The 19,723-nt window shown below is 64.5% G+C and carries 19 protein-coding genes and 1 pseudogene; 15 read left to right on the forward strand and 5 right to left on the reverse strand.

The features are described from left to right. Positions 1-54: 54 nt before the first annotated feature. The 6 genes from P9255_RS02630 (at position 55) to P9255_RS02655 (ending at position 6,080) form a co-directional block, all read left to right on the forward strand. Positions 55-942: a YsnF/AvaK domain-containing protein gene (locus P9255_RS02630; RefSeq protein WP_309768739.1), complete on the forward strand. Its 888-nt coding sequence runs from the start codon at positions 55-57 to the stop codon at positions 940-942. 228 nt (positions 943-1,170) lie between these two features. Further along, the gene (locus P9255_RS02635) at positions 1,171-1,374 is read left to right on the forward strand and encodes a cold-shock protein (RefSeq protein WP_159834819.1); all 204 of its coding nucleotides are present in this window, start codon (positions 1,171-1,173) and stop codon (positions 1,372-1,374) included. Positions 1,375-1,553: 179 nt separating this feature from the next. Then, positions 1,554-1,772 carry a hypothetical protein gene (locus P9255_RS02640; RefSeq protein WP_309768740.1) on the forward strand — a complete coding sequence of 73 codons (219 nt, stop codon included), beginning with the start codon at positions 1,554-1,556 and terminating at the stop codon, positions 1,770-1,772. Positions 1,773-2,057: 285 nt separating this feature from the next. After that, on the forward strand, positions 2,058-4,493 hold the full coding sequence (locus tag P9255_RS02645) for an EAL domain-containing protein (RefSeq protein ID WP_309789106.1): 2,436 nt from the start codon (positions 2,058-2,060) through the stop codon (positions 4,491-4,493). A 14-nt stretch (positions 4,494-4,507) separates the two neighbouring features. Further along, entirely contained in the window at positions 4,508-5,242 is a 735-nt protein-coding gene (locus tag P9255_RS02650) for an iron-containing redox enzyme family protein (RefSeq protein ID WP_309768742.1), read from the forward strand. A gap of 109 nt (positions 5,243-5,351) precedes the next feature. After that, the gene (locus tag P9255_RS02655) at positions 5,352-6,080 is read left to right on the forward strand and encodes an OmpW family outer membrane protein (RefSeq protein WP_309768743.1); all 729 of its coding nucleotides are present in this window, start codon (positions 5,352-5,354) and stop codon (positions 6,078-6,080) included. A 48-nt stretch (positions 6,081-6,128) separates the two neighbouring features. On the opposite strand, the gene P9255_RS02660 is transcribed toward P9255_RS02655, so the two are convergent. Both P9255_RS02660 and P9255_RS02665 read right to left on the reverse strand, forming a co-directional pair. Continuing rightward, positions 6,129-6,386, reverse strand: a complete 258-nt coding sequence (locus tag P9255_RS02660; protein ID WP_309768744.1) for a DUF3072 domain-containing protein — start codon at positions 6,384-6,386, stop codon at positions 6,129-6,131. 67 nt (positions 6,387-6,453) lie between these two features. Then, complete coding sequence (locus P9255_RS02665) at positions 6,454-7,329, reverse strand: LysR substrate-binding domain-containing protein (RefSeq protein WP_309789107.1); 876 nt, start codon at positions 7,327-7,329, stop codon at positions 6,454-6,456. A gap of 360 nt (positions 7,330-7,689) precedes the next feature. Here P9255_RS02665 and P9255_RS02670 point away from each other — a divergent pair, with 360 nt between their 5' ends. Beyond that, on the forward strand, positions 7,690-9,177 hold the full coding sequence (locus P9255_RS02670) for an amidase family protein (RefSeq protein WP_309789108.1): 1,488 nt from the start codon (positions 7,690-7,692) through the stop codon (positions 9,175-9,177). A gap of 12 nt (positions 9,178-9,189) precedes the next feature. Here the strand turns inward: P9255_RS02670 and P9255_RS02675 are convergent, their stop codons facing one another. The 3 genes and pseudogenes from P9255_RS02675 to P9255_RS02685 form a co-directional block, all read right to left on the reverse strand. Continuing rightward, positions 9,190-9,891, reverse strand: coding sequence for a CBS domain-containing protein (locus tag P9255_RS02675; protein WP_309789109.1), 702 nt, complete (start codon positions 9,889-9,891; stop codon positions 9,190-9,192). A gap of 340 nt (positions 9,892-10,231) precedes the next feature. After that, positions 10,232-10,498, reverse strand: a pseudogene (locus P9255_RS02680) (DUF1488 domain-containing protein); the annotation flags it as partial. Between the two features lie 202 nt (positions 10,499-10,700). After that, positions 10,701-11,630 carry a LysR substrate-binding domain-containing protein gene (locus P9255_RS02685; RefSeq protein WP_309768749.1) on the reverse strand — a complete coding sequence of 310 codons (930 nt, stop codon included), beginning with the start codon at positions 11,628-11,630 and terminating at the stop codon, positions 10,701-10,703. Positions 11,631-11,800: 170 nt separating this feature from the next. Here P9255_RS02685 and P9255_RS02690 point away from each other — a divergent pair, with 170 nt between their 5' ends. From P9255_RS02690 to P9255_RS02725, 8 genes are read left to right on the forward strand one after another with little or no spacing between them, the layout of a single operon-like run. Continuing rightward, on the forward strand, positions 11,801-12,865 hold the full coding sequence (locus tag P9255_RS02690; protein WP_309768750.1) for an ABC transporter substrate-binding protein: 1,065 nt from the start codon (positions 11,801-11,803) through the stop codon (positions 12,863-12,865). A gap of 47 nt (positions 12,866-12,912) precedes the next feature. After that, positions 12,913-13,992 carry an ABC transporter ATP-binding protein gene (locus P9255_RS02695; protein ID WP_309768751.1) on the forward strand — a complete coding sequence of 360 codons (1,080 nt, stop codon included), beginning with the start codon at positions 12,913-12,915 and terminating at the stop codon, positions 13,990-13,992. Further along, the gene (locus P9255_RS02700) at positions 13,979-14,851 is read left to right on the forward strand and encodes an ABC transporter permease (protein WP_309768752.1); all 873 of its coding nucleotides are present in this window, start codon (positions 13,979-13,981) and stop codon (positions 14,849-14,851) included. The genes P9255_RS02695 and P9255_RS02700 overlap by 14 nt, the downstream gene beginning before the upstream one ends. A gap of 15 nt (positions 14,852-14,866) precedes the next feature. Next, positions 14,867-15,664 carry an ABC transporter permease gene (locus P9255_RS02705; protein WP_309768753.1) on the forward strand — a complete coding sequence of 266 codons (798 nt, stop codon included), beginning with the start codon at positions 14,867-14,869 and terminating at the stop codon, positions 15,662-15,664. Next, positions 15,661-16,791 carry an FAD-dependent oxidoreductase gene (locus tag P9255_RS02710; protein WP_309768754.1) on the forward strand — a complete coding sequence of 377 codons (1,131 nt, stop codon included), beginning with the start codon at positions 15,661-15,663 and terminating at the stop codon, positions 16,789-16,791. The genes P9255_RS02705 and P9255_RS02710 overlap by 4 nt, the downstream gene beginning before the upstream one ends. Before the next feature lie 6 nt (positions 16,792-16,797). Beyond that, positions 16,798-17,157 carry a (2Fe-2S)-binding protein gene (locus tag P9255_RS02715; protein ID WP_309768755.1) on the forward strand — a complete coding sequence of 120 codons (360 nt, stop codon included), beginning with the start codon at positions 16,798-16,800 and terminating at the stop codon, positions 17,155-17,157. Beyond that, on the forward strand, positions 17,147-18,553 hold the full coding sequence (locus P9255_RS02720; protein WP_309768756.1) for an NAD(P)/FAD-dependent oxidoreductase: 1,407 nt from the start codon (positions 17,147-17,149) through the stop codon (positions 18,551-18,553). Before P9255_RS02715 ends, P9255_RS02720 begins: the two co-directional genes overlap by 11 nt. Then, positions 18,546-19,718: an FAD-binding oxidoreductase gene (locus P9255_RS02725; protein WP_309768757.1), complete on the forward strand. Its 1,173-nt coding sequence runs from the start codon at positions 18,546-18,548 to the stop codon at positions 19,716-19,718. The genes P9255_RS02720 and P9255_RS02725 overlap by 8 nt, the downstream gene beginning before the upstream one ends. Positions 19,719-19,723 lie beyond the last annotated feature (5 nt).

A 19,723-nucleotide genomic window follows, 5' to 3' on the forward strand; every position in this document is an offset into this window, starting at 1 on the left:
TGCACGCGCTTCAATCCTCGGCCTGCGTACGCCTTTCTTTAAGGAGATCATGCAATGACTCAGACCATCATCGGTGTATTCAACACCATCCAGGATGCGGAAATTGCCCAAGCCCGGCTCGAAGCAGAAGGCATCTCGAGATCGGACATGAGCGTTCACGCGCAGAACGCGACGAACACGACCGGCGCCGATCTCGGCACGCGCGATGTCACGACGGATACGTCGGACGCCGGCTATCACGAAGGCGCGATGGGGCGTATCGAGCACTTCTTCAAGAATCTGTTCGGCGATAACGACCGCCCGGAAGAGATCGGCCACTATCAGGAAGCGGTTCGCCGCGGCGGCGCATTGCTGACCATCGATATCGCCAACGAGTCGGATACCGAGCGCGTGCGCGATGCGCTGTATGCCGCGGGCGCCATCGACATCGACGCGCGTGTCGCCCAGTGGCGCAACACCGGCTACACCGGCTACGACAGCAGCGCGCCGGCCTACACCGCCGATGAAATCGACGCTGAACGCAAGGCGTTCCCGGTCGTGCAGGAATCGCTCGAAGTCGGCAAGCGCGAAGTTCAGACGGGCGGCGTGCGCGTGTACTCGCGGCTCACCGAGACGCCGGTCAGCGAGTCGGTCAATCTGCGCGAAGAACATGCGAGCATCGAGCGCCGCGCGGTCGATCGTCCCGCGACCGCCGCCGATCTGAAGGAAGGCTTCGTCGAGATTCGTGAGACGGCGGAGCAGCCGGTCGTGGCCAAGACGGCGCGCGTCGTCGAGGAAGTGGTCGTCGGCAAGGAATCGTCGAACCGGACGGAGACCATTACCGACACCGTGCGCGGCACCGAAGTGGAAGTGGAGCGGACCACGGGCGTCGAAGGGACGGGCGTCGGCACGCGAGTGGAAGGCGGCGCAGACGTGCCGCCGGTAAAGAAGACGCCGCTTTAAGCGCGGCAGCGTTCAGCGGTCCGTCACGCGCGGGCCGCTGAACGCGTACGGGCATCCCAAAAAGTAGTTGACTGAATCATTCGGGTTCGGCATAATTCAATGTGAAGTTCAAGAAGTCGATTGCTGTTCATCAATAGTCCGATTCCCCTCCGGTATTCGTTGTCCACTCCCTCCTTGCTGCTTCGCCCTGCTCACTGAGCGATCACACTTATTCATTTCAGGATTCTCATGGATACCGGTACGGTTAAATGGTTCAACGACACCAAGGGTTTTGGCTTCATCACGCCGGATAACGGCGGCGACGACCTCTTCGCACACTTCTCGGAAATTCGCGCTGACGGCTTCAAGACGCTCGCCGAAGGCCAGAAGGTGAGCTTCGAAACGAAGCGCGGCCCGAAGGGCATGCAGGCTTCGAACATCAAGCCGCTGTAAGTGCTGCACATCGGGAGCTGAATAATCGGCTCCCGATTTCTCGCTGGTCCGCTCCGCTCTCCTCCCCTCTGCGTTTCTCCCGGCCAGTCGTTACAGGCCCTTCCCCAATACGTCGTCAGACGCAGTGATTGCAGACTTTCCGCTCCTTGACGGAAGGCATTCACCTACACAATTAAAAAATGACATCGAATCAACATTACCGCGGTTATGCGGTGCACCCCTTCGCACATCGTCTCGGCGATAACAGTTTCTCGGCTAACGTACTGCTCGAACGCGCCGAACAAAATCCCGGCGATACCGATTACCAGTTTTACTCGCTCGATTACTTTCCCAAAGAAGCCGACGCAATCGCTTATTCGAGCCAATGGGCTCGCGAGTGGATCGACACGCGAGGCTGATCGCCCGCGCTCTTCTGGCTGCGACGCACCACTCGGTAACGTTCGCCCGCACCGTACTCGTCTCCTGCATTTTTTCCCTCGCGGAACATTATCGGATCGACCTTCCGATAATTAAGATTCAACGCGCCAAACGTTTGCTCGCGCAGACATAGCCTTCAGTCGTCGCCCTGCCTGCCGTTATCGGAAGAAGGAGGTTTATCCGGCTCGACCGTCGGATGCCTCGCCCCGACCCCGGCTTTGCAGTCGCATCGTTCCGTCGTTTGAGAGCGAACAAGAAAGGAAAACATGCGCGTTGCCTCGAAAACGACGAATCGGCAGTTATTCAACACAATCTGGCCGTTCCTGGCGGTCGTCATCTCCCTGCTGGCGATGGCGGCTACGAGCCTGGCGATCATGTCGTCGGTGCGTGCCTATATCGGCGGGGAAAGCACCTGGTCGAAGGGGCAGAAGGACGCGGTGTTCTATCTCGTCCGCTATGCACAGACCGGCGATGAACACGCATTCTGGGAATATCAGAGCGCGATTGCCTATCCGCTGAACTTGAAGCGCGCGCGTCTCGCGCTCGACCGTCCCGATCCGGACGAGCCCGCCGCGCGCGCGGCGCTGCTTGCGAGCGGCGTCTATCCGGCGGATGTCGGCGCAGTGATCTGGGTCTATCGCACATTCCGCCGCGCGAGCTACTTCCAGGAAGCCGTCGCGTACTGGACGGCCGGTGATCTGCTCGTTGACCAGCTCGCCGATGCCGGCCGCCAGTTGCGCGCCGCCGTGAAGCGCGGAGAGGCCGGGCGCGCCGACGTTGACCATCTCACCGACGAGGTCTGGAACATCAACGGCGCGATCGCCCCGATTTCGCGCGCCTTTGCCGACGTGCTCGGCTCCGCCTTCCGGCAGACGGCGATGCTGCTTTTCACGGTCAACGTAGTGATTGCCGTGCTGCTCGTCTGCTTGTCCGGGTGGTACGCACGGCGCTTCATCACCGCGCGGCTCGCGACGGAAAACGCGCTGCGCCGAAGCGAAGCGCGCGCGAAGGCGACGCTCGGCTCCATTGGCGAGGCGGTGATCTCGGTCGGTCCATCGGGTCTCGTCGAGTTCATCAATCCGGCCGCGGAAAAGCTCTTCTGCCGGGAAGCCGCCGCATGCGTGAACCGGCCGCTGGGGGCGCTCGTGACGGTCGCGCGCGAATGGGATCGCCGGCCCGTGGACGTGATCGACGAGGCGCTCAAGGAAGCGGAACCCGAAGACGTGAGCGGCGACCTGATCCTCACGAACGCGATGGGCGTCGATATCGTCGTGCAGGCGATCACGTCGGTCGTGCGCGATCAGTCGGATGTGCTGACCGGCGTCGTGCTGCTCCTGCGGAACATGACGCGCGAGCGCGAGTACGTGTCGAATCTCGCGTGGCAGGCGACGCATGACGGCCTGACCGGATTGCTGAATCGCACGGAATTCGAACGGCGTCTGAGCACCGCGCTCGATCGCGAATCGGATATCGATCCGTCGCATCGCGCGCAAATGCTGATGATGCTGGACCTCGACCAGTTCAAGGTCGTCAACGATACCTACGGTCACGCCGCCGGCGATGCGATGTTGCGCGAAGTGGCGCTTTTCATCGAAGAATGCCTGCGCGAAGACGACGTGCTCGGCCGCCTCGGCGGCGATGAATTCGGCGCGCTGCTCTGCAATTGCGACAAGCAGACCGCGATGCAGATCGCGGAGCGGTTGCGCAAGGACGTCGCGGCTTTCGAATGGTCGTGGGAGACGCATCGCCTGTTGACGAGCGTGAGCATCGGCGTAGTCGATCTCCGGCAGAACGGGCTCGATGTCGAGACCGCGATGCGCTACGGCGACATCGCGTGCTATCTCGCCAAGGAACGCGGCCGCGATCGCGTGCATCTCGCGGTGCCCGGCGACAAGGAACTCACGCGCCACGCGAGCGAGATGTCGTGGTGCGGACGCATCAAGGACGCGCTCGCGAACGACCGCTTCTGCCTCTATACGCAGGAAATCCGCGCAACCGATTCGCACCTGCATGAAGGCCTTGCCAGCAGCGTCGCTTACCCGCGTCATGTCGAAATCCTCTTGCGCATGGTGGGCGAACGCGGCGATATCGTGCCGCCGGGGCTCTTCATGCCGGCAGCGGAACGATATGGCCTGATGTCGGCCATCGATCGCTGGGTCGTGCGCGCGGTGTTCTCGACGTTATCGCAAATGCCGCAGCCCGAACGGATGGAATACGCGATCAACCTCTCGGGCGCATCCATCGGCGATGAACGCTTCCTCCAGTTCCTCAACGAGCAATTCGCGATCAGCGGCGTCGCGCCATCGTCGATCTGCTTCGAAGTCACCGAGACCACCGCTGTCGCCAATCTCGCCGCCGCAGCGCGGTTCATCCGCGAACTGAAGAAGCGCGGCTGCAAGTTCGCGCTCGACGACTTCGGCGCCGGCATGTCGTCGTTCGGCTATCTGAAGCACTTGCCGGTCGACTACATCAAGATCGACGGCGGATTCATCAAGGACATGCTTAAAGATGCCGTTAACCGGGACATGGTGGCGGCTATCAACGACATCGGCCATTCAATGGGCCGTCTGACCATTGCGGAATACGTGGAAAGCGAGGCGATTCTTCGCGCGCTTCGGGAGATGGGCGTCGATTTCGTTCAAGGCTTCCATGTCGGGCGTCCCGAACCCTGGGCGCAGCACGTCGAACCTATCAACATCTAACAGGAGAGTACGTTTTGGATCCGACTTTTCAGCGGGTTGGCGATCTGAAGGACATCGCCAGCTACCCGGCATGGCTTGGCGACGTTCTGGCCGAGACGAACGAAGCGAAGCAAGGCGTCGTCACGCATCCCATTTTCGCGGCGATGCGCGAGGCGAAGCTGGAAGCGCGTCAGGCGGAGGCGTTCCTCGTCAACGGATGGCCGGTCGTCGAGCAGTTCCCGCAATACATGGCGATGAACCTGCAAAAGGTGCGCTACGGCCATTCGCGCGGCGAAGACCTGGCGCGGCGTTACCTGACGCGCAACATCCGCGTCGAACAGAATCACGCGGATTACTGGGTCGACTGGGCTGCGGCCCACGACGTCAGCAAGCGCGCGCTGATGAAAGCCAACGGTCCGACGCTTGCCTATGCGCTCAGCCACTGGTGCTGGAAGAGCAGTTCGACGGACGCGCTCGCGGCCAGCATCGCGGCAACGAACTTCGCGATCGAAGGCGTGACCGGCGAATGGTCGACGCTCGTCTGCAGCAGCGATACGTACGCGAACAGCTTCCCGGTATCGATTCGCCGCAAGGCGATGCGCTGGCTCAGCCTGCACGCGCATTACGACGACGCGCATCCGTGGGAAGCGCTGGAAATCGTGGCCACGCTGCTCGGCAATGCGCCGGGCGTCGACGAGGTGCATACGGTGAAGCGCAGCATCGCGATGAGCTACGAGTACTTCAAGATGAGCCTCGACTGCTGCCTGTAGCAGCCGGCTTCCCGCTGTATCAAAGAGCGCCGTCCGCATCCGCACACGCGTTGTCGTGTGCGGAACGGATGCGCTCTGCCCGGCAAACTGGAACCAATCTGGACAAGAGATGAAAAAGAAGCAATTTGCGTGTGCTGCCGCAGCGGCCCTGTGTGTCACGGGCGCTCACGCACAGTCGGCGGGAAGTGTCGTCGTCAACGCCGGGTGGATGCACTTCGCACCGCAGGACTCGAGCGGCCCGTTCAAGATCACGGCGCTGGGCCAGACCACGACGGCGCCGGGCGCGGGCGCATCCGTAAGCGATGCCGACACGTTCGGCCTCACGGCGACGTACTTCATCACCGATCACATCGCGGCTGAAGGTGTGATGGGCGTGCCGCCGAAGTTCAATCTGTACGGCACCGGCACGCTGAGTCCGTTCGGCAAGCTGGGCTCCGCGCGGGAATGGAGCCCGACGCTGCTGCTCAAGTACTACTTCGGCGGCGCGCAAAGCCGTTTCCGCCCGTACGTGGCGGCGGGCGGTTCGTATGTGTGGTTCTCGGGCGAGAAGCTGAACGGCGCGATGTCGAGCGGCGCCTTCCTCTACTCGAGCCAGTTCGGCAACGCGCTGACGGGACCGACGACCGTCAAGCTCAGCAGTTCGTTCGCGCCGGTCGTGAATGCGGGCCTTGCGTACAACTTCAACGAGCACTGGTCGGCCGCCTTCTCGGTGTCCTACATGTGGCTGAAAGCCCGTGCGACGCTCGAGACGCAATCGGCGGTGGGCACGGTCAAGAGCGAATCGAAGATCAAGCTCGATCCGATCGTGACGTTCCTTTCGGTCGGCTACAAGTTCTGAGCCTCTTCGCGATGCCGCCGCCGTGACGGGCGGCGGTTCATCGCAGGGTCAGGATTTCTGTCCACGGCCCGTCTTTTCCTGCAATTCGTCGATCCTGCGGGAAGCGTCTGCTTTCGTCAGCGACGGATCGAACGGCTCTTTCGCCTCTTCCGACAACGTCTTCAGATACGACGCCTGCGCGCCGGTCATCGGCTCGTCGCCTGTGACCCATTCGTCGGGGTCCTTCTCGGCATTCGACGTGGGGTTGGCTTTCGGGTTATCGGCTTGCGCGTCGCTCTGCGTCTCTTCGGTGTCTTTCGATTTCATCGGTCGGTCCTCCTTGCCGGATGCGGGTCGTGATGGTGTGCCCGGCGCAAAGAACGTGCCTCCGCGCTCAGCTTCCCGACAGCGCCGCCCGTACATGCGACACGAATCGCGCAGTCACCGCATTGTCCCGCGCCGATGGCCACGCGAGCCCGACGCGCCATTTCGCGTGCCTGCCGGCGAGCGGCAGGACGGTTGCATCGCGCAGCAGATGTTGCGCGCGCGACGGAATGAACGCGACGCCCACGCCCGCCGCCACCGACGTCAGCACAGCCTGAACGTCTTCCGCATGCTGCGTGACATTGGGCACGAAGCGCCGCTCGCGGCACCATCGGTCGATCTGCGCCGCGAGGCCCGGCCCGCGTGCGCGCGACAACGCGATGAACCCGATGTCGTTGAGCACCGCAAGATCCGAGGGCAGGCGCTTGAATGTGCCGTGCGGCGGCATCGCGAGCGCAAGTCCTTCGTCGATGACCTTGAACGACGACAAGCCGGCGCTCGCCGGCAAGCGCAGGAAGCCGGCATCGAGCTTCCCCGCCAGAAGCCGCCGCTCCTGCTCGGCAGACGACAGATCGCTCAGCGTGATCGCGACGCCCGGATTCGCGCGCCGGAAATCCGCGATGATGCGCGGCACGAGCGTCAGCACCGAAAGGCAAATGCCGATGCGCAGATGGCCGGTTCGGCCGCTGCTCGCATCGCGCGCACGCGCAAGGATTTCGTCGGCGTCTTGAACGAGCGTCTCGGCGTCGGGGAGAAAGCGCTCGCCGAACAGCGTCAGCTCCGCGCCGTGCCGGCCGCGCTCGAACAGCTTGCCGCCGATGCTGGCTTCCAGCGCGCCAATTTGCTTGCTGAGCGCGGGCTGACTCATATGCAGGGCGTCGGCGGCGCGGCTGAAATGGCGCAGTTCCGCGACGGCGAGAAAGGTCTTGAGCAGTCTGAGTTCCATTCGTTTCGGTGATCGAATGCGGCAAATCATTCATTTTACAAATCGGATGCGGCGACGTTCAATGGCTGCCTGAACTTTCGTCCGAGGTAGCGTGATATGTCATCCGAAAAGCAGAAGCGTCCTGCCGATGCGGCCGCTGCGCGCGAAGTGCCTAAGCCCGCGACGCGCCCGCGGCGCATCCAGGTCGCGGAGGCACGGACGCACGACCGCCCCGCAGGCGGATCGATTGCGCTGAGCTTCGCCGTGGTCAGGCGAGATGTCGAGCCGTCATTGAAGTAGGGAGGCGGAGCGCCCGGTTGCCCGATACGGGCATGGACGCCATACTGCTGCATACCGAACAAGCGCACACGCCCTTCGAACATGACGCAAGACTCGCTCGTTTCCCTTTCCGCCGTCGATGCACGCGCACTCATCGGCAATCGCACAGTCTCGCCGGTCGAATTGCTCGACGCGTGCATCGCGCGCATCGAAGCAGTCAACCCCGCCGTCAACGCGTTGGCCGCGCGCTGCTTCGAACGTGCGCGGGTCGAAGCGCATCGCGCGGAAGCGGCCGTCATGCACGGCGAGCCGCTTGGCCTGCTGCATGGCTTGCCCATCGGCATAAAGGACCTGGAGGAAACGGCGGGCGTGCTCACCACCTACGGCTCGCCCCTCTATCGCACCCACATTCCCGAACACGACAACGCGATGGTCGCGCGCATCCGCGCGGCAGGCGCGATCGTCACGGCAAAGACGAACACGCCCGAGATGGGCGCGGGCGCGAACACGCGTAACGTCGTGCGGGGCGCAACGGGCAATCCCTTTGCGCCCTTGCTGAACGCAGGGGGATCGTCCGGCGGGTCGGCTGTCGCGCTCGCCACCGGCATGCTGCCGCTTTGCACCGGCTCGGACACCGGCGGTTCGCTGCGGATTCCAGCGGCGCTATGCGGCGTCGTGGGTTTTCGTCCGTCGCCGGGACTCGTGCCGGGCGATCGCCGGGAACTCGGTTGGACGCCCCTCACGGTAAGCGGCCCGATGGCGCGCACCGTGGCGGATACGCGTCTTCTGCTCGCCGCGCAGGCAGGCTTCGACGTGCGCGATCCGCTCAGCTATGAAGTGGACGTGAATACGATCGCGCAGCGCCGGCACGTCGATATCGGCGCCCTGCGTATCGGCATCACGGAGGACTTCGGCGCTTGCGCAGTGGATGACGCGTCGCGCGCCACGTTCCGCGCGAAGGTCGGCAAGCTGGCGCATTACGTCGATGTCTGCGAGCCCGTCAGCATCGACATGACCGATGTGCACCGCTCGTTCGATGTAATCCGCGCCCAGAACTTCATCGCGCAGTTCCGCGAGACATACGAACGCGATCCGTCGCTGCTCGGACCGAACACGCGCGCGAACTATGAGATGGGCATCGCCATGACGCTCGCCGACGTCGTCCGGGCGCACGCCACGCAGACGACGCTCTACCGGCGATTCCAGCAGCATTTCGAACGCTACGACATCGTGCTTTCGCCGACGACGCCCATCACGCCCTTTCCCTGGTCGCAATGGCATCTCGACGCCATCAACGGCGAGCCGCTCGACACGTACTATCGCTGGCTCGGCCTGACTTACGTCGTATCGCTGATGACGAACCCGGCGATGTCCTTGCCATGCGGCGTCGATCATGCGGGCATGCCTTTCGGCTTGCAACTGATCGGCCCGGCGCGCGCGGATGCGCGTTTGCTCGACATCGCGGAAGCCCTCCAAGCGGCAATCGCGGACGATGATGCATTCCGGCGCCCGACGCCCGATCTCGATACCTTGCGCGAACCGGTGGCGGAACTGACGTCGATCGTCACGCACCCGCCCGCGCACGGCTGAGCCACGTCAGCGTCAGACGCCAGGCATGATCGGATACGGAATCGTGTGATCCTCCACGCGCTTCACGCCGGGGATATTTCCGGAGGCGATACGCATCGCATCGAGCTGATCCGTGGACCACACCGTGCCCCACAAGTGCACGACGCCATTGCGCACGACGATATTGCGGCCCGGAAACGCCCAGCCGCGCGCCGCCAGTTCGCCCATCAGCATCGCGCGAATCTCCTTGTCGCTTGCCGATGTACCCTGAGCGCTCTCCGCCACCGGCGCCGGCACGGACGCGAGCGCCTGCACGAGATTCGAGCGGCTCACGATGCCGACGAGCCGGTGATCGCGCAACACGGGCACGCGCTTGATATGACGCGTTTCCAGCACCGAAGCGATCTCGGCAAGCGAAGTGTCCTCTTGCACGCACACCACGTCGCGGCTCATGATCTCGCCGACCGTGCGCGCATGTGACTTCACGTAATCCGCCGCGCCATCCGAGCCGATCAGGTCGAGCCACCACGAACGCCTGCCCTGGCGCTTCTCGGTATCCGTCTCGCTGCGATGAAGCAGGTCGCCTTCGCTGACCATGCCGACCACATGCTGGTTCTCATCGACGACCGGCGCGCCGCTGATGCGGTGCCTGACCAGCAATTTCGCCAGCTCATGAACGGTCGTGTCCGGCGTGACGGAAACGAGCGTCGAGGTCATCACATCGCGTGCTTGCATGATGGGCTCCGGTAGGGTGAATCATCAGTTGATCGAAACGATGCCGCCTTCGCCTATCACGATACGCCTCGCCCGATGTCAGGCGTTGACATGCGTCAACGGCGCACGAGATGCGAAGCGTTATCCGTCGATACCTGCCGATCGCGATACGTGCAGGCCGGCGCGTTTGCGTCGAAGCACATCGCACGCATCATCCGGCTCCATGCGGATTTCTTCCCGCGCGACGCTCCCGCTTCGACGGCGGCGATTCCGGCAACGCGGGTTCGGGCGGCAACGCATGTTCATGGCTCGATGAGTCCGCGCGGCGGTGCGTCCTAAGATTCGCGGGAACTGCGTCGCTGAAGCGGAAATAGCCGCTGCGAAGCATCACCGGCTTGCGTCCGACGCTCGTGAGCAATTGTTCGGCGGCCCCTTCGATGGCGGCGCGATTGCGCTCGAACGCGCGCTGCAAGTCGTCCTCTCGTGAGGACGCGGCCCCGAAATGATCCTTCAGCGCCTCCGCCGATATCGTGCATCGAACCCGCTCGCCGCCCGCGATGGCCTCGAACACGAGCGCGGGTTCGTCGCCCTGATAGACGGGTGTGGCGCCCGGAAACGTGATGTCCATGATGAGGAGCCCTCGCAGGACGATGAGAAGCGAGCGGCACATGCGCCGCGGCCGACGCTTCCAGTGTTCCCGCCGCGACGCCCGAGAGCGTTGATCCAGATCAATGCGCGCACGCCTGCCTGCGCGAAAACGACGGCGCGGCGCAAGGGATGCCGTCGCAGGCGGCCACTGTATTCGCCCGCGAAAACATACGGCAGCAGTCTCAGCGCGATGTCCGCGCGCCGCGCCGCGGCGGGACGACTTCCGCGAGCAGTTCGCCATGCAGTTCACGAAGAATCTCGACGAACGCCAAGGTGAGCCTTTCACGCGGCCGATGCGGCGGAAACAACAGATAAGTCGGGAAACGCGTGGCCGGAAGAAACGGACGAATGGCGATATCCGGCCCCGCGAAGTCCCGCGCGACGATCGGATGCGCGAGCGTCACGCCCATGCCGTGCCGGACCATTTCGCAGCTTATCGCGGTGTACTGCGCTTCTATCGCAAGCACGCGCTCGACACCGGCGCGCTGGAAAACCTCGTCCATCAATGCGCGCGTGCCGTCGCCGTGACACAACGATATGAACGATTCGCCTTCGAGATCTTCGGGCCGGATGCTGCGCTTGGCCGCCAGCCGGTGCGAAGCGGGCATCACGCATACAGCCGCCACGTTCGATAGCTGCTCGACCTCGCAATCGGATGCCTCGCTGACATACACCGCGACGCCGAGGTCGCAGAACTGCGATGCGGTCCAGTGATTCACGGTGCCGGACGTGTTCACGTGCAGCGACACCGTGACCTCCGGAAACTGCGCGACGAAGCGCTTGATGGCGTGCGGCACGAGCGTCATGCCCGCCGACGGCATCGCCGCGATGCGCAGACGTCCGCTGCCGAGATTGCGTATCTGCGCGGCCGCGTTCGCCAGTCCCTGCAAGCCGACGAACGCGCGCTCGACTTCGCGAAAGAACGCCGTGCCTTCGCTCGTCGGTATCAGACGCACGCCGCTGCGCTGAAAGAGCTGCAGGCCCGTATCGCGTTCGAGCTGGGAAATCAGGCGGCTCACGTTCGGCTGCGACGTGAAGAGCGCCTTGGCGGCGGCCGTCATCGATCCCGAGACCATCACCGCGCGAAACGCCTCGATGTGCTTCAGATTCATGCGTGCTTTCCTTCGCGTTTTCCCTGAGCGGAACAACCATGACCCATATCATTCCTGCATGGATACGTATTTTATTCGTATTGGACGATATGACACGCCGGCGCGACACTGCATCACAACGACAGGTTTAGAAGCCCGCCCCACACATACCGGTACTGGAGATCGTCGTCATGAAGAGAGCGCTGCATCGCCGTCTTTCCGCCCCTGCCCGCACCGCCGTCGCGGCGCTTTCGCTGGCTGCCCCCCTTGCCCCGCTTCTCGCGCACGCCGAAACCACGCTCTATGTCGCGAACGTCGGCGGCTCGAACGAGCAGTTGTATCGGCAGAAGGTGATTCCGCCGTTCGAGAAGGCGCATAACGTGAAGATCGTCTACGTCGCGGGCAATTCGAGCGATACGCTCGCGAAACTCCAGGCGCAGAAAGGGCATCAGCAGATCAACGTCGCGGTGATGGACGACGGCCCCATGTATCAGGCGATGCAGCTCGGCCTGTGCGCGAAGGTCGAAGACGCGCCCGTGATGAACGACCTGTATCCGCTCGCGAAGCTCGGACCGACCGCGGTCGGCGTCGGCATGGTGGCAACGGGCATCGGCTATAACGAGGAAGCCTTCAAGAAGGCCGGCCTGCCGCCGCCCGATTCATGGAAGGTGCTCTCGGACGCACGCATCAAGGGCAAGCTGGGCGTGCCGCCGATCACCAACACTTATGGGCTGCATACCCTCGTGATGCTCGCGCGCATGAACGGCGGCGGCGAGAAGAATATCGATCCGGGCTTTTCCGCGATGACGAAGCAGGTCGCGCCGAACGTCCTCTCGTGGGCGCCGACGCCCGGTGAGATGGACGGCCAGATGCAATCGGGCGACGTGATTCTCGCGCCGTACGGCAGCGGACGCGCGGTGGCCCTGCAAAACACGGGCTTTCCGCTCAAGTTCATCTACCCGAAGGAAGGCGCGGTCGCGCTGCAAGTGGCCGCATGCACCCTCGCCGAGAACGCGCAGCCGCAGCTGTCGCAGCAATTCGTGCAGTACTTGCTGAGCCCGGAAGTGCAGACGATGCAGGCGCAAGCCATCGGTCTCGGTCCCGTCAACAAGACGGTCAAGCTCACGCCGGAGATCGCCGCGCGCGTGCCTTACGGTCCCGAGCAGATCGGCAAGCTGACCGCGATGGACTGGACGAGCATCAATCAGCATCGCACGGAATGGACGGAGCGCTGGAATCGTTCGGTCGAACGCTGATCCCCCTACCCGCCTCGTGCACGTGATTCGATGAAGGAGCAAGGCGCATGGCCTTCCTGACTTTGCAGGGCATTTCGAAACGCTACGGCGATTTCACCGCGATCGAGCAACTCGATCTTTCGGTCGAACGCGGCGAGTTCTTGTCGCTGCTCGGGCCTTCGGGCTGCGGCAAGACGACGACGCTGCAGATGGTCGCGGGCTTCGTCACGCCGAGCACCGGGCGCATCATGCTCGACGGCCGCGACATCACGCACGAGCGTCCGGAGAAGCGCGGCATCGGCGTCGTGTTTCAAAGCTATGCGCTCTTTCCACACATGACGGTGGCGGGCAACGTCGGCTTCGGGCTCGAGATGCGCAAGGTCAGGCGCAAGGAGCGCGAAGCGCGCGTGACCGAAGCGCTCGCGCTCGTGCGGCTCAACGGCCTCGGGCATCGCTATCCGAAGGAACTGTCGGGCGGGCAGCGGCAGCGCGTGGCCATTGCGCGGGCGATCGCGATGGAACCCGAGCTGCTGCTGCTCGACGAACCGATGTCGAACCTCGACGCCAAGCTGCGCGAGGAGATGCACATCGAGTTGCGCGCGATCCAGAAGCGCCTCGGCATCACGACGATTCTCGTCACGCACGACCAGGTCGAAGCGATGACCATGAGCGACCGCATCGCGGTGATGCATCGCGGGACCATCGCGCAACTGAGCACGCCGTACGACGCCTATGAACGCCCCGCGACGCCGTTCGCATCGACGTTTCTCGGCCGCACCAATGCGTTCGCGGGCGAAGTGCTGCGGCGCAATCCGCGCTGCGCGGAGGTATCGGTCGCGGGCGCGACGCTGCACGTGCCGCACGAGGGCCGTCATGTCGATGGCGCGGTGAACGTCTATATCCGCCCCGAGAAACTGCATCTCGCCAATGGCGATGCCCGGGTGCGCGGCCGCATCTGCACGCGTGTCTTCGTCGGCAATCAATGGCTGCTCGAAGTGGAGACGGACCTCGGCAAGCTGCGTGTGGCGCAGCCGAATCACGGCGCGCCGCCGCCCGAAGAAGGCGATGAAGTCGGTCTGGCATGGACCGACGACGACCTGCGCGTACTCACGCAAGAGACGGCAGGAGGCGCACATGGCCACGCTTGACGACGCCCGTCCCGGCGCGGCGCCGTGGCTGCTGTCGGGTCCCGCGCTGCTGCTTTTCATCGGCCTGTTGCTAGTGCCGCTGCTGCTCACGCTGATGCTCTCGTTTCGCGTTTTCAGCGATACGGCCGGCATCCAGAGCACCTACACGCTGACGAACTATTGGGAAGTCGTTAGTGATCCGTACTATGGCGCCATCTTCCTGCGCACGGCGGGTCTCGCCTTCGCCGTCACGCTGCTGTCGATCGTGCTGGGCGTGCCGGAGACCATCGTGCTTGCGCGCATGAAGCGGCCGTGGCAGTCGCTGTGTCTCCTGATCGTGCTCGGGCCGCTCCTGATCTCGGTCGTCGTGCGAACGCTCGGCTGGCAGATTCTGCTGGGCAACAACGGCGTGCTGAACAACGTGCTGCAGGCGCTGCACATCACGGACGAGCCCATCCGCCTCGTCTTCACGATGACCGGCATGATCATCGCGCTGACGCACGTGCTCGTGCCGTTCATGGTGATGTCCGTCTGGGCCAACATGCAGAAGCTCGACAGCCAGGTGGAATGGGCCGGGCGCTCGCTCGGCGGCTCGTCTTTCGCGGTGTTTCGCCGCGTGGTGCTGCCGCAGATCATGCCTGGCGTGCTGTCGGGATCGATCATCGTGTTCGCGCTGTCGGCATCGGCGTTCGCGACGCCCGCGCTGATCGGCGGACGACGCCTGAAAGTGGTCGCGACCGCCGCCTATGACGAGTTTCTCGGCACGCTCAACTGGCCGCTCGGCGCGAGCATCGCGGTGCTCCTGCTGATTGCGAACGTGGCGATCGTGATGGGATGCAGCCGTCTCGCGGAACGCCGCTTCAAGCACATCTTCGACTGAGCGCGAGAGGACCTCATGAAACAGAACGGCATGCTCGGCCTCGTCTATAACGCCTTCTTTCTCACGTTCATCATTGCACCGCTCGCGGTGGTGATGCTCGTCGCGTTCACCGACAAGGGCTTCATCTCGATGCCCTTCGACGGCGCATCGCTGCGCTGGTTCCACGCGATCATCGAGAACGGCGACATCGTCTCGGCATTCTGGCTCTCGGTGCGCCTCGCATTCGCGGCCGCGACCATCGGCGTGTTGCTCGCCGTGCCCGCCGCGCTCGCCATCGCACGGTATCGCTTCCCCGGCCGCGCCGCGCTCACGAGCTTCTTTCTCTCGCCGATGATGATTCCCGCGGTCGTGCTCGGCATCGCGTTCCTGCGGTTCCTGTCGCTGCTGCACCTGTCGGGATCGTTCTGGTCGCTGGTTTGCGCGCACGTGGTCATCGTGCTGCCGTATGCGCTGCGGCTCGCGTTGTCGTCGGCGGTCGGGCTCGATCGCGATGCCGAGCGCGCCGCGCTCTCGTGTGGCGCGAGCCGCTTCACCGCGTTTCGCCGCGTGGTCCTGCCGATGATCCGCACCGGCGTCGCCGGCGGCTGGGTGCTGTCGTTCATTCAGAGCTTCGACGAGCTCACGATGACGATCTTCGTCGCGACGCCCGGCACCACGACGCTGCCCGTCGCCATGTACAACCAGATCGCGCAGACGATCGATCCGCTCGTCGCGTCGGTGTCGGCGGTGCTGATCGTCGGCACGGTGCTCCTGATGATTCTGCTCGACCGCATGGTCGGACTCGACCGCATCCTGATCGGAGAAGCGCGATGACACAAGCAAGCACCGCCGATGTGATCGTCGCCGGCGGCGGCCTCGTCGGTTCCGCCGTGGCTTACGGCCTTGCCCGCGAAGGCGCGCGCGTAACCGTGCTCGACGAAGACGACGGCGGCTTTCGCGCATCGCGCGGCAACTTCGGCCTCGTGTGGATTCAGGGCAAGGGCTACGGTCTTTCGCCTTACGCACGCTGGTCGCGCAGTTCGGCCACGCGCTGGCCCGGACTCGCGGAGGCGTTGCTCCAGGAAACCGGCATCGACGTGGCGTTGAAGCAGCCGGGCGGCTTTCACTTCTGCTTTACCGACGACGAACTCGCCGAACGCGAGAAGCGCCTCTCGACGCTACAAGCCGAACTCGGCGACTACCCCTACGAAATGCTCGATGCCGCCGACGTGCGCGCGCGCATTCCGCAGATCGGCCCCGCCGTGCTCGGCGCGAGCTATACGCCGATGGACGGCCACGTCAATCCGCTCAAGCTGCTGCGCGCGCTGCATGTCGCGATGCAGGCGCGCGGCGTGAGGCTCGTATCGGGCGAACGCGCGGAGCGCATCGAGCCGCAGGCGAACGGCTTCGTCGTGCACGGGAAACGCGGCGTCTATCGCGCGGGACGCGTGGTGCTGGCGGCGGGCCTCGGCAATCGCACGCTCGCGCCGTTCGTCGGACTGAATGCGCCGGTCGCGCCGAATCGCGGGCAAGTGCTGGTCAGCGAGCGCGTCGCGCCGTTCCTTCATTACCCGACGCTCAACGTGCGACAGACCGACGAAGGCAGCCTGCAGTTCGGCGATTCGATGGAAGAAGTCGGCTTCAACGATTTCACGACGACGCACGTGCTCGCCGACATCGCGCGTCGCGGCGTGCGCGCCTTTCCAATGCTGCAAAACGTACGGCTCGTGCGCATGTGGGCCGCACTGCGCGTCTACAGCCCCGACGGCTTTCCGATCTACAACGAATCGGAAGCGCATCCCGGCGCGTTCGTCGTCACCTGTCATAGCGGCGTGACGCTCGCCGCCGCGCATGTGATGCGCATCGCGCCGTGGGTCATGGGTGCGCCGATGCCCGACGAATTGCCCACGTTCTCCGCGCGCCGCTTCGACAACGCCGAACAACTGACACTCGCACACTGAACCGACATGACTTCACACACAACGTTGTTCAAGCCGCTCGCGGGCACGGGCGCGGGCGCGGCCATCGACATCTGGTTCAACGATCAGCGTTTGTCCGTGCCGGGCGGGCGCTCGGTGGCGGCCGCGCTGCTGGCGGCGGGCGTGTCGCGCTTTCGTGCGACGCCGGTCTCGGGCGCGCCGCGCGCGCCGTACTGCATGATGGGCGCGTGCTTCGAATGTCTCGTCGAGATCGACGGCGTGCCGAGCCGGCAAAGCTGCATGGTGGAAGTGAAGGCCGGCATGCGGATTCGCTCGCAGGAAGGCGCACGCGACCTGCCGCCGATGGATCTGACCGATGCCCCTCTGGAGAACGCGCATGGCCGCTGATTTCGCATCCGAAGCCGTCGATGTGGTCGTCGTCGGCGCGGGCCCCGCCGGCATGAGCGCGGCGACGATCGCCGCGCGCGCGGGCCTGAAAACCGTGCTGATCGATGAACAGGACGCCGTCGGCGGGCAGATTTATCGCGGCATCGTGAAAGCCGATGCAGAGCGCAAGCAGATACTCGGCCCCGACTATGCGGCGGGCGCGGGCATCGCGCAGGCCTTCGCCGCATCCGGCGCGCGTCATGTGACCCATGCGACCGTGTGGCAAGTCACACGCGAACGCGGCGTCAATTATCTGAAGGACGGAAAGATCGGCAGCTTCGACGCCGAGCGAGTGATTCTCGCGAGCGGCGCGCTCGAACGTCCGTTCCCGATTCCCGGCTGGACCCTGCCCGGCGTGCTGACGGCAGGCGCCGCGCAAATCCTTCTGAAGAGCGCGGGCGAAGTGCCTGCCGCGCCGCCGGTGCTCGCGGGTTGCGGACCGCTGCTCTATCTGCTCGGCTGGCAATACGTGCGCGCCGGCGTGCCGATCCGCGCACTCGTCGATACCACGCGCCATGAGGATCGTTGGCGCGCGAAGCGTCACATGCTGTCGGCGTTGCGCGCGTGGCCGTTTCTATCGAAGGGCCTCCAACTGATCCGCACATTGCGTGAGGCCGGGGTGCCGATCTTCGAAGCCGCCGACGATCTGCGCGTGGAAGCGCGCATCGGCGCGGACAACGTGGAGCGCGCCGCTGCGCTGAGCTTCACGACGCAGGGCGCGACGCATCGCATCGAGGCCGACGTGATCCTGCTGCATCAGGGCGTCGTGCCGAATACGCAGTTCACGCAGGCGCTGCGCGCATCGCACCGATGGGACGATGCCCAGCTCTGTTTCACGCCGAAGGCCGACGAATGGGGCGAGCTGGACGTGCCCGGCATCTTCGTCGCGGGCGATGGCGCGGGTATCGGCGGAGCGCAGGCGGCGGCCTTGCAGGGCACGCTGGCGGGACTGGCCGTTGCCGCGCAGCTCGGCGCGATCGGCAACGCGAAGCGCGATGCGGAAGCCACCGCGACGCGGCGTGCGCTCGCGGGCGTGCTGCGCATTCGTCCGTTTCTCGACAGCCTGTATCGTCCGCGCGATGTCAACCGCATTCCGAGCAACGAAACCATCGTGTGCCGCTGCGAGGAAGTCACCGCAGGCGAGCTGCGCAAGTTCGTCGAGCTGGGATGCGTCGGACCGAATCAGGCGAAGTCCTTCGGGCGTTGCGGCATGGGTCCGTGCCAGGGCCGCATGTGCGGTCTCACGGTGACGGAAGTGATCGCGGATGCGCGGCGCGTCTCGCCCGCCGATGTCGGCTACTACCGCATTCGTCCGCCGATCAAGCCGCTCACGCTCGGAGAACTCGCCGGTGAATGACGCACGCGCGGTACAGGAAGCCGATGTGCTCGTGATCGGCGGCGGCCTGCACGGCACGAGCAGCGCGCTTCATCTGGCGCGGCGCGGCGTGAAGGCCGTCGTGCTCGAAGCGGATTATGTCGCGCGCCATTCGTCGGGCGTGAATGCAGGCGGCGTGCGAACGCTCGGGCGTCCGTTGCCGGAAATCCCGCTTGCGTTGATGTCGCGCGAAATATGGCATGGCATGACCGAACTCATCGGCGAGGACGGCGGCTTCGTTCCATCCGGACAACTGAAGATCGCGGAAACCGACGAAGAACTCGAAGATTGCCGCAAGCGCGTCGCGCTGCTGGAATCTCACGGTTTCACGCATGAGAAGGTGATCGACCGCGAGACGGTGCTGGAACTGGAACCGGCGCTCGCGCGGCACGTGACGGGCGGCATATGGGTCGAACGCGATGGCTATGCGCTGCCCTTTCGCACGACGACGGCGTTCCGGCTCGCAGCGCAAAAGCTCGGCGCGCGGTTTCTGGAAGGCACGCCGGTGCGCCGCATCGAACAGCGGGGTACGCGCTGGTTCGCTCATACGCCGCACGGCGCTTTCAGCGCGGAGAAGCTGCTCGTCACGGCGGGCGCGTGGTCGGGCGAGCTTGCGAAGCAAGTCGGCGAACCCGTGCCGGTACATCCGGAAGGGCTGATGCTGATGGTCACGCATCGCGTCGCGCCATTCTGCCGTGCGACGCTCGGCGCGACGGGCAGGCCGCTCTCCTTCAAGCAGTTCGACAATGGCACCGTGGTCATCGGCGGAAAGCTGATCGGGATCGCGGAACTCTCGAACCGGCATGGCGAAGTGGACTTCATGCGCCTCGTGCGCAGCGCGCGGACGGTCACGGATCTCTTTCCGCACTTGCGTCATCTCGGCGTGAATCGCGCATGGGCCGGTGTCGAGGCTTTCACCGAAGACGAACTGCCGGTGATCTCCGCGAGCCGCAAGGCGTCGAATTTGTACTACTCCTTCGGCTATTGCGGCAGCGGCTTCCAGTTGGGACCGGGCTGCGGCAAGCTCATGTCGGAATTGATGCTCGACGGCGCGCCGTCCATTTCACTCGATGCCTTCGCGGTCGACCGATTCAATCGGATTCCGAACGATTCGAAAGCGAACGCGCTGCATCTCGCGACTCACTAACGGTA

It is taken from the genome of Caballeronia sp. LZ019, from assembly GCF_031450825.1.
GTDB lineage: Bacteria > Pseudomonadota > Gammaproteobacteria > Burkholderiales > Burkholderiaceae > Caballeronia.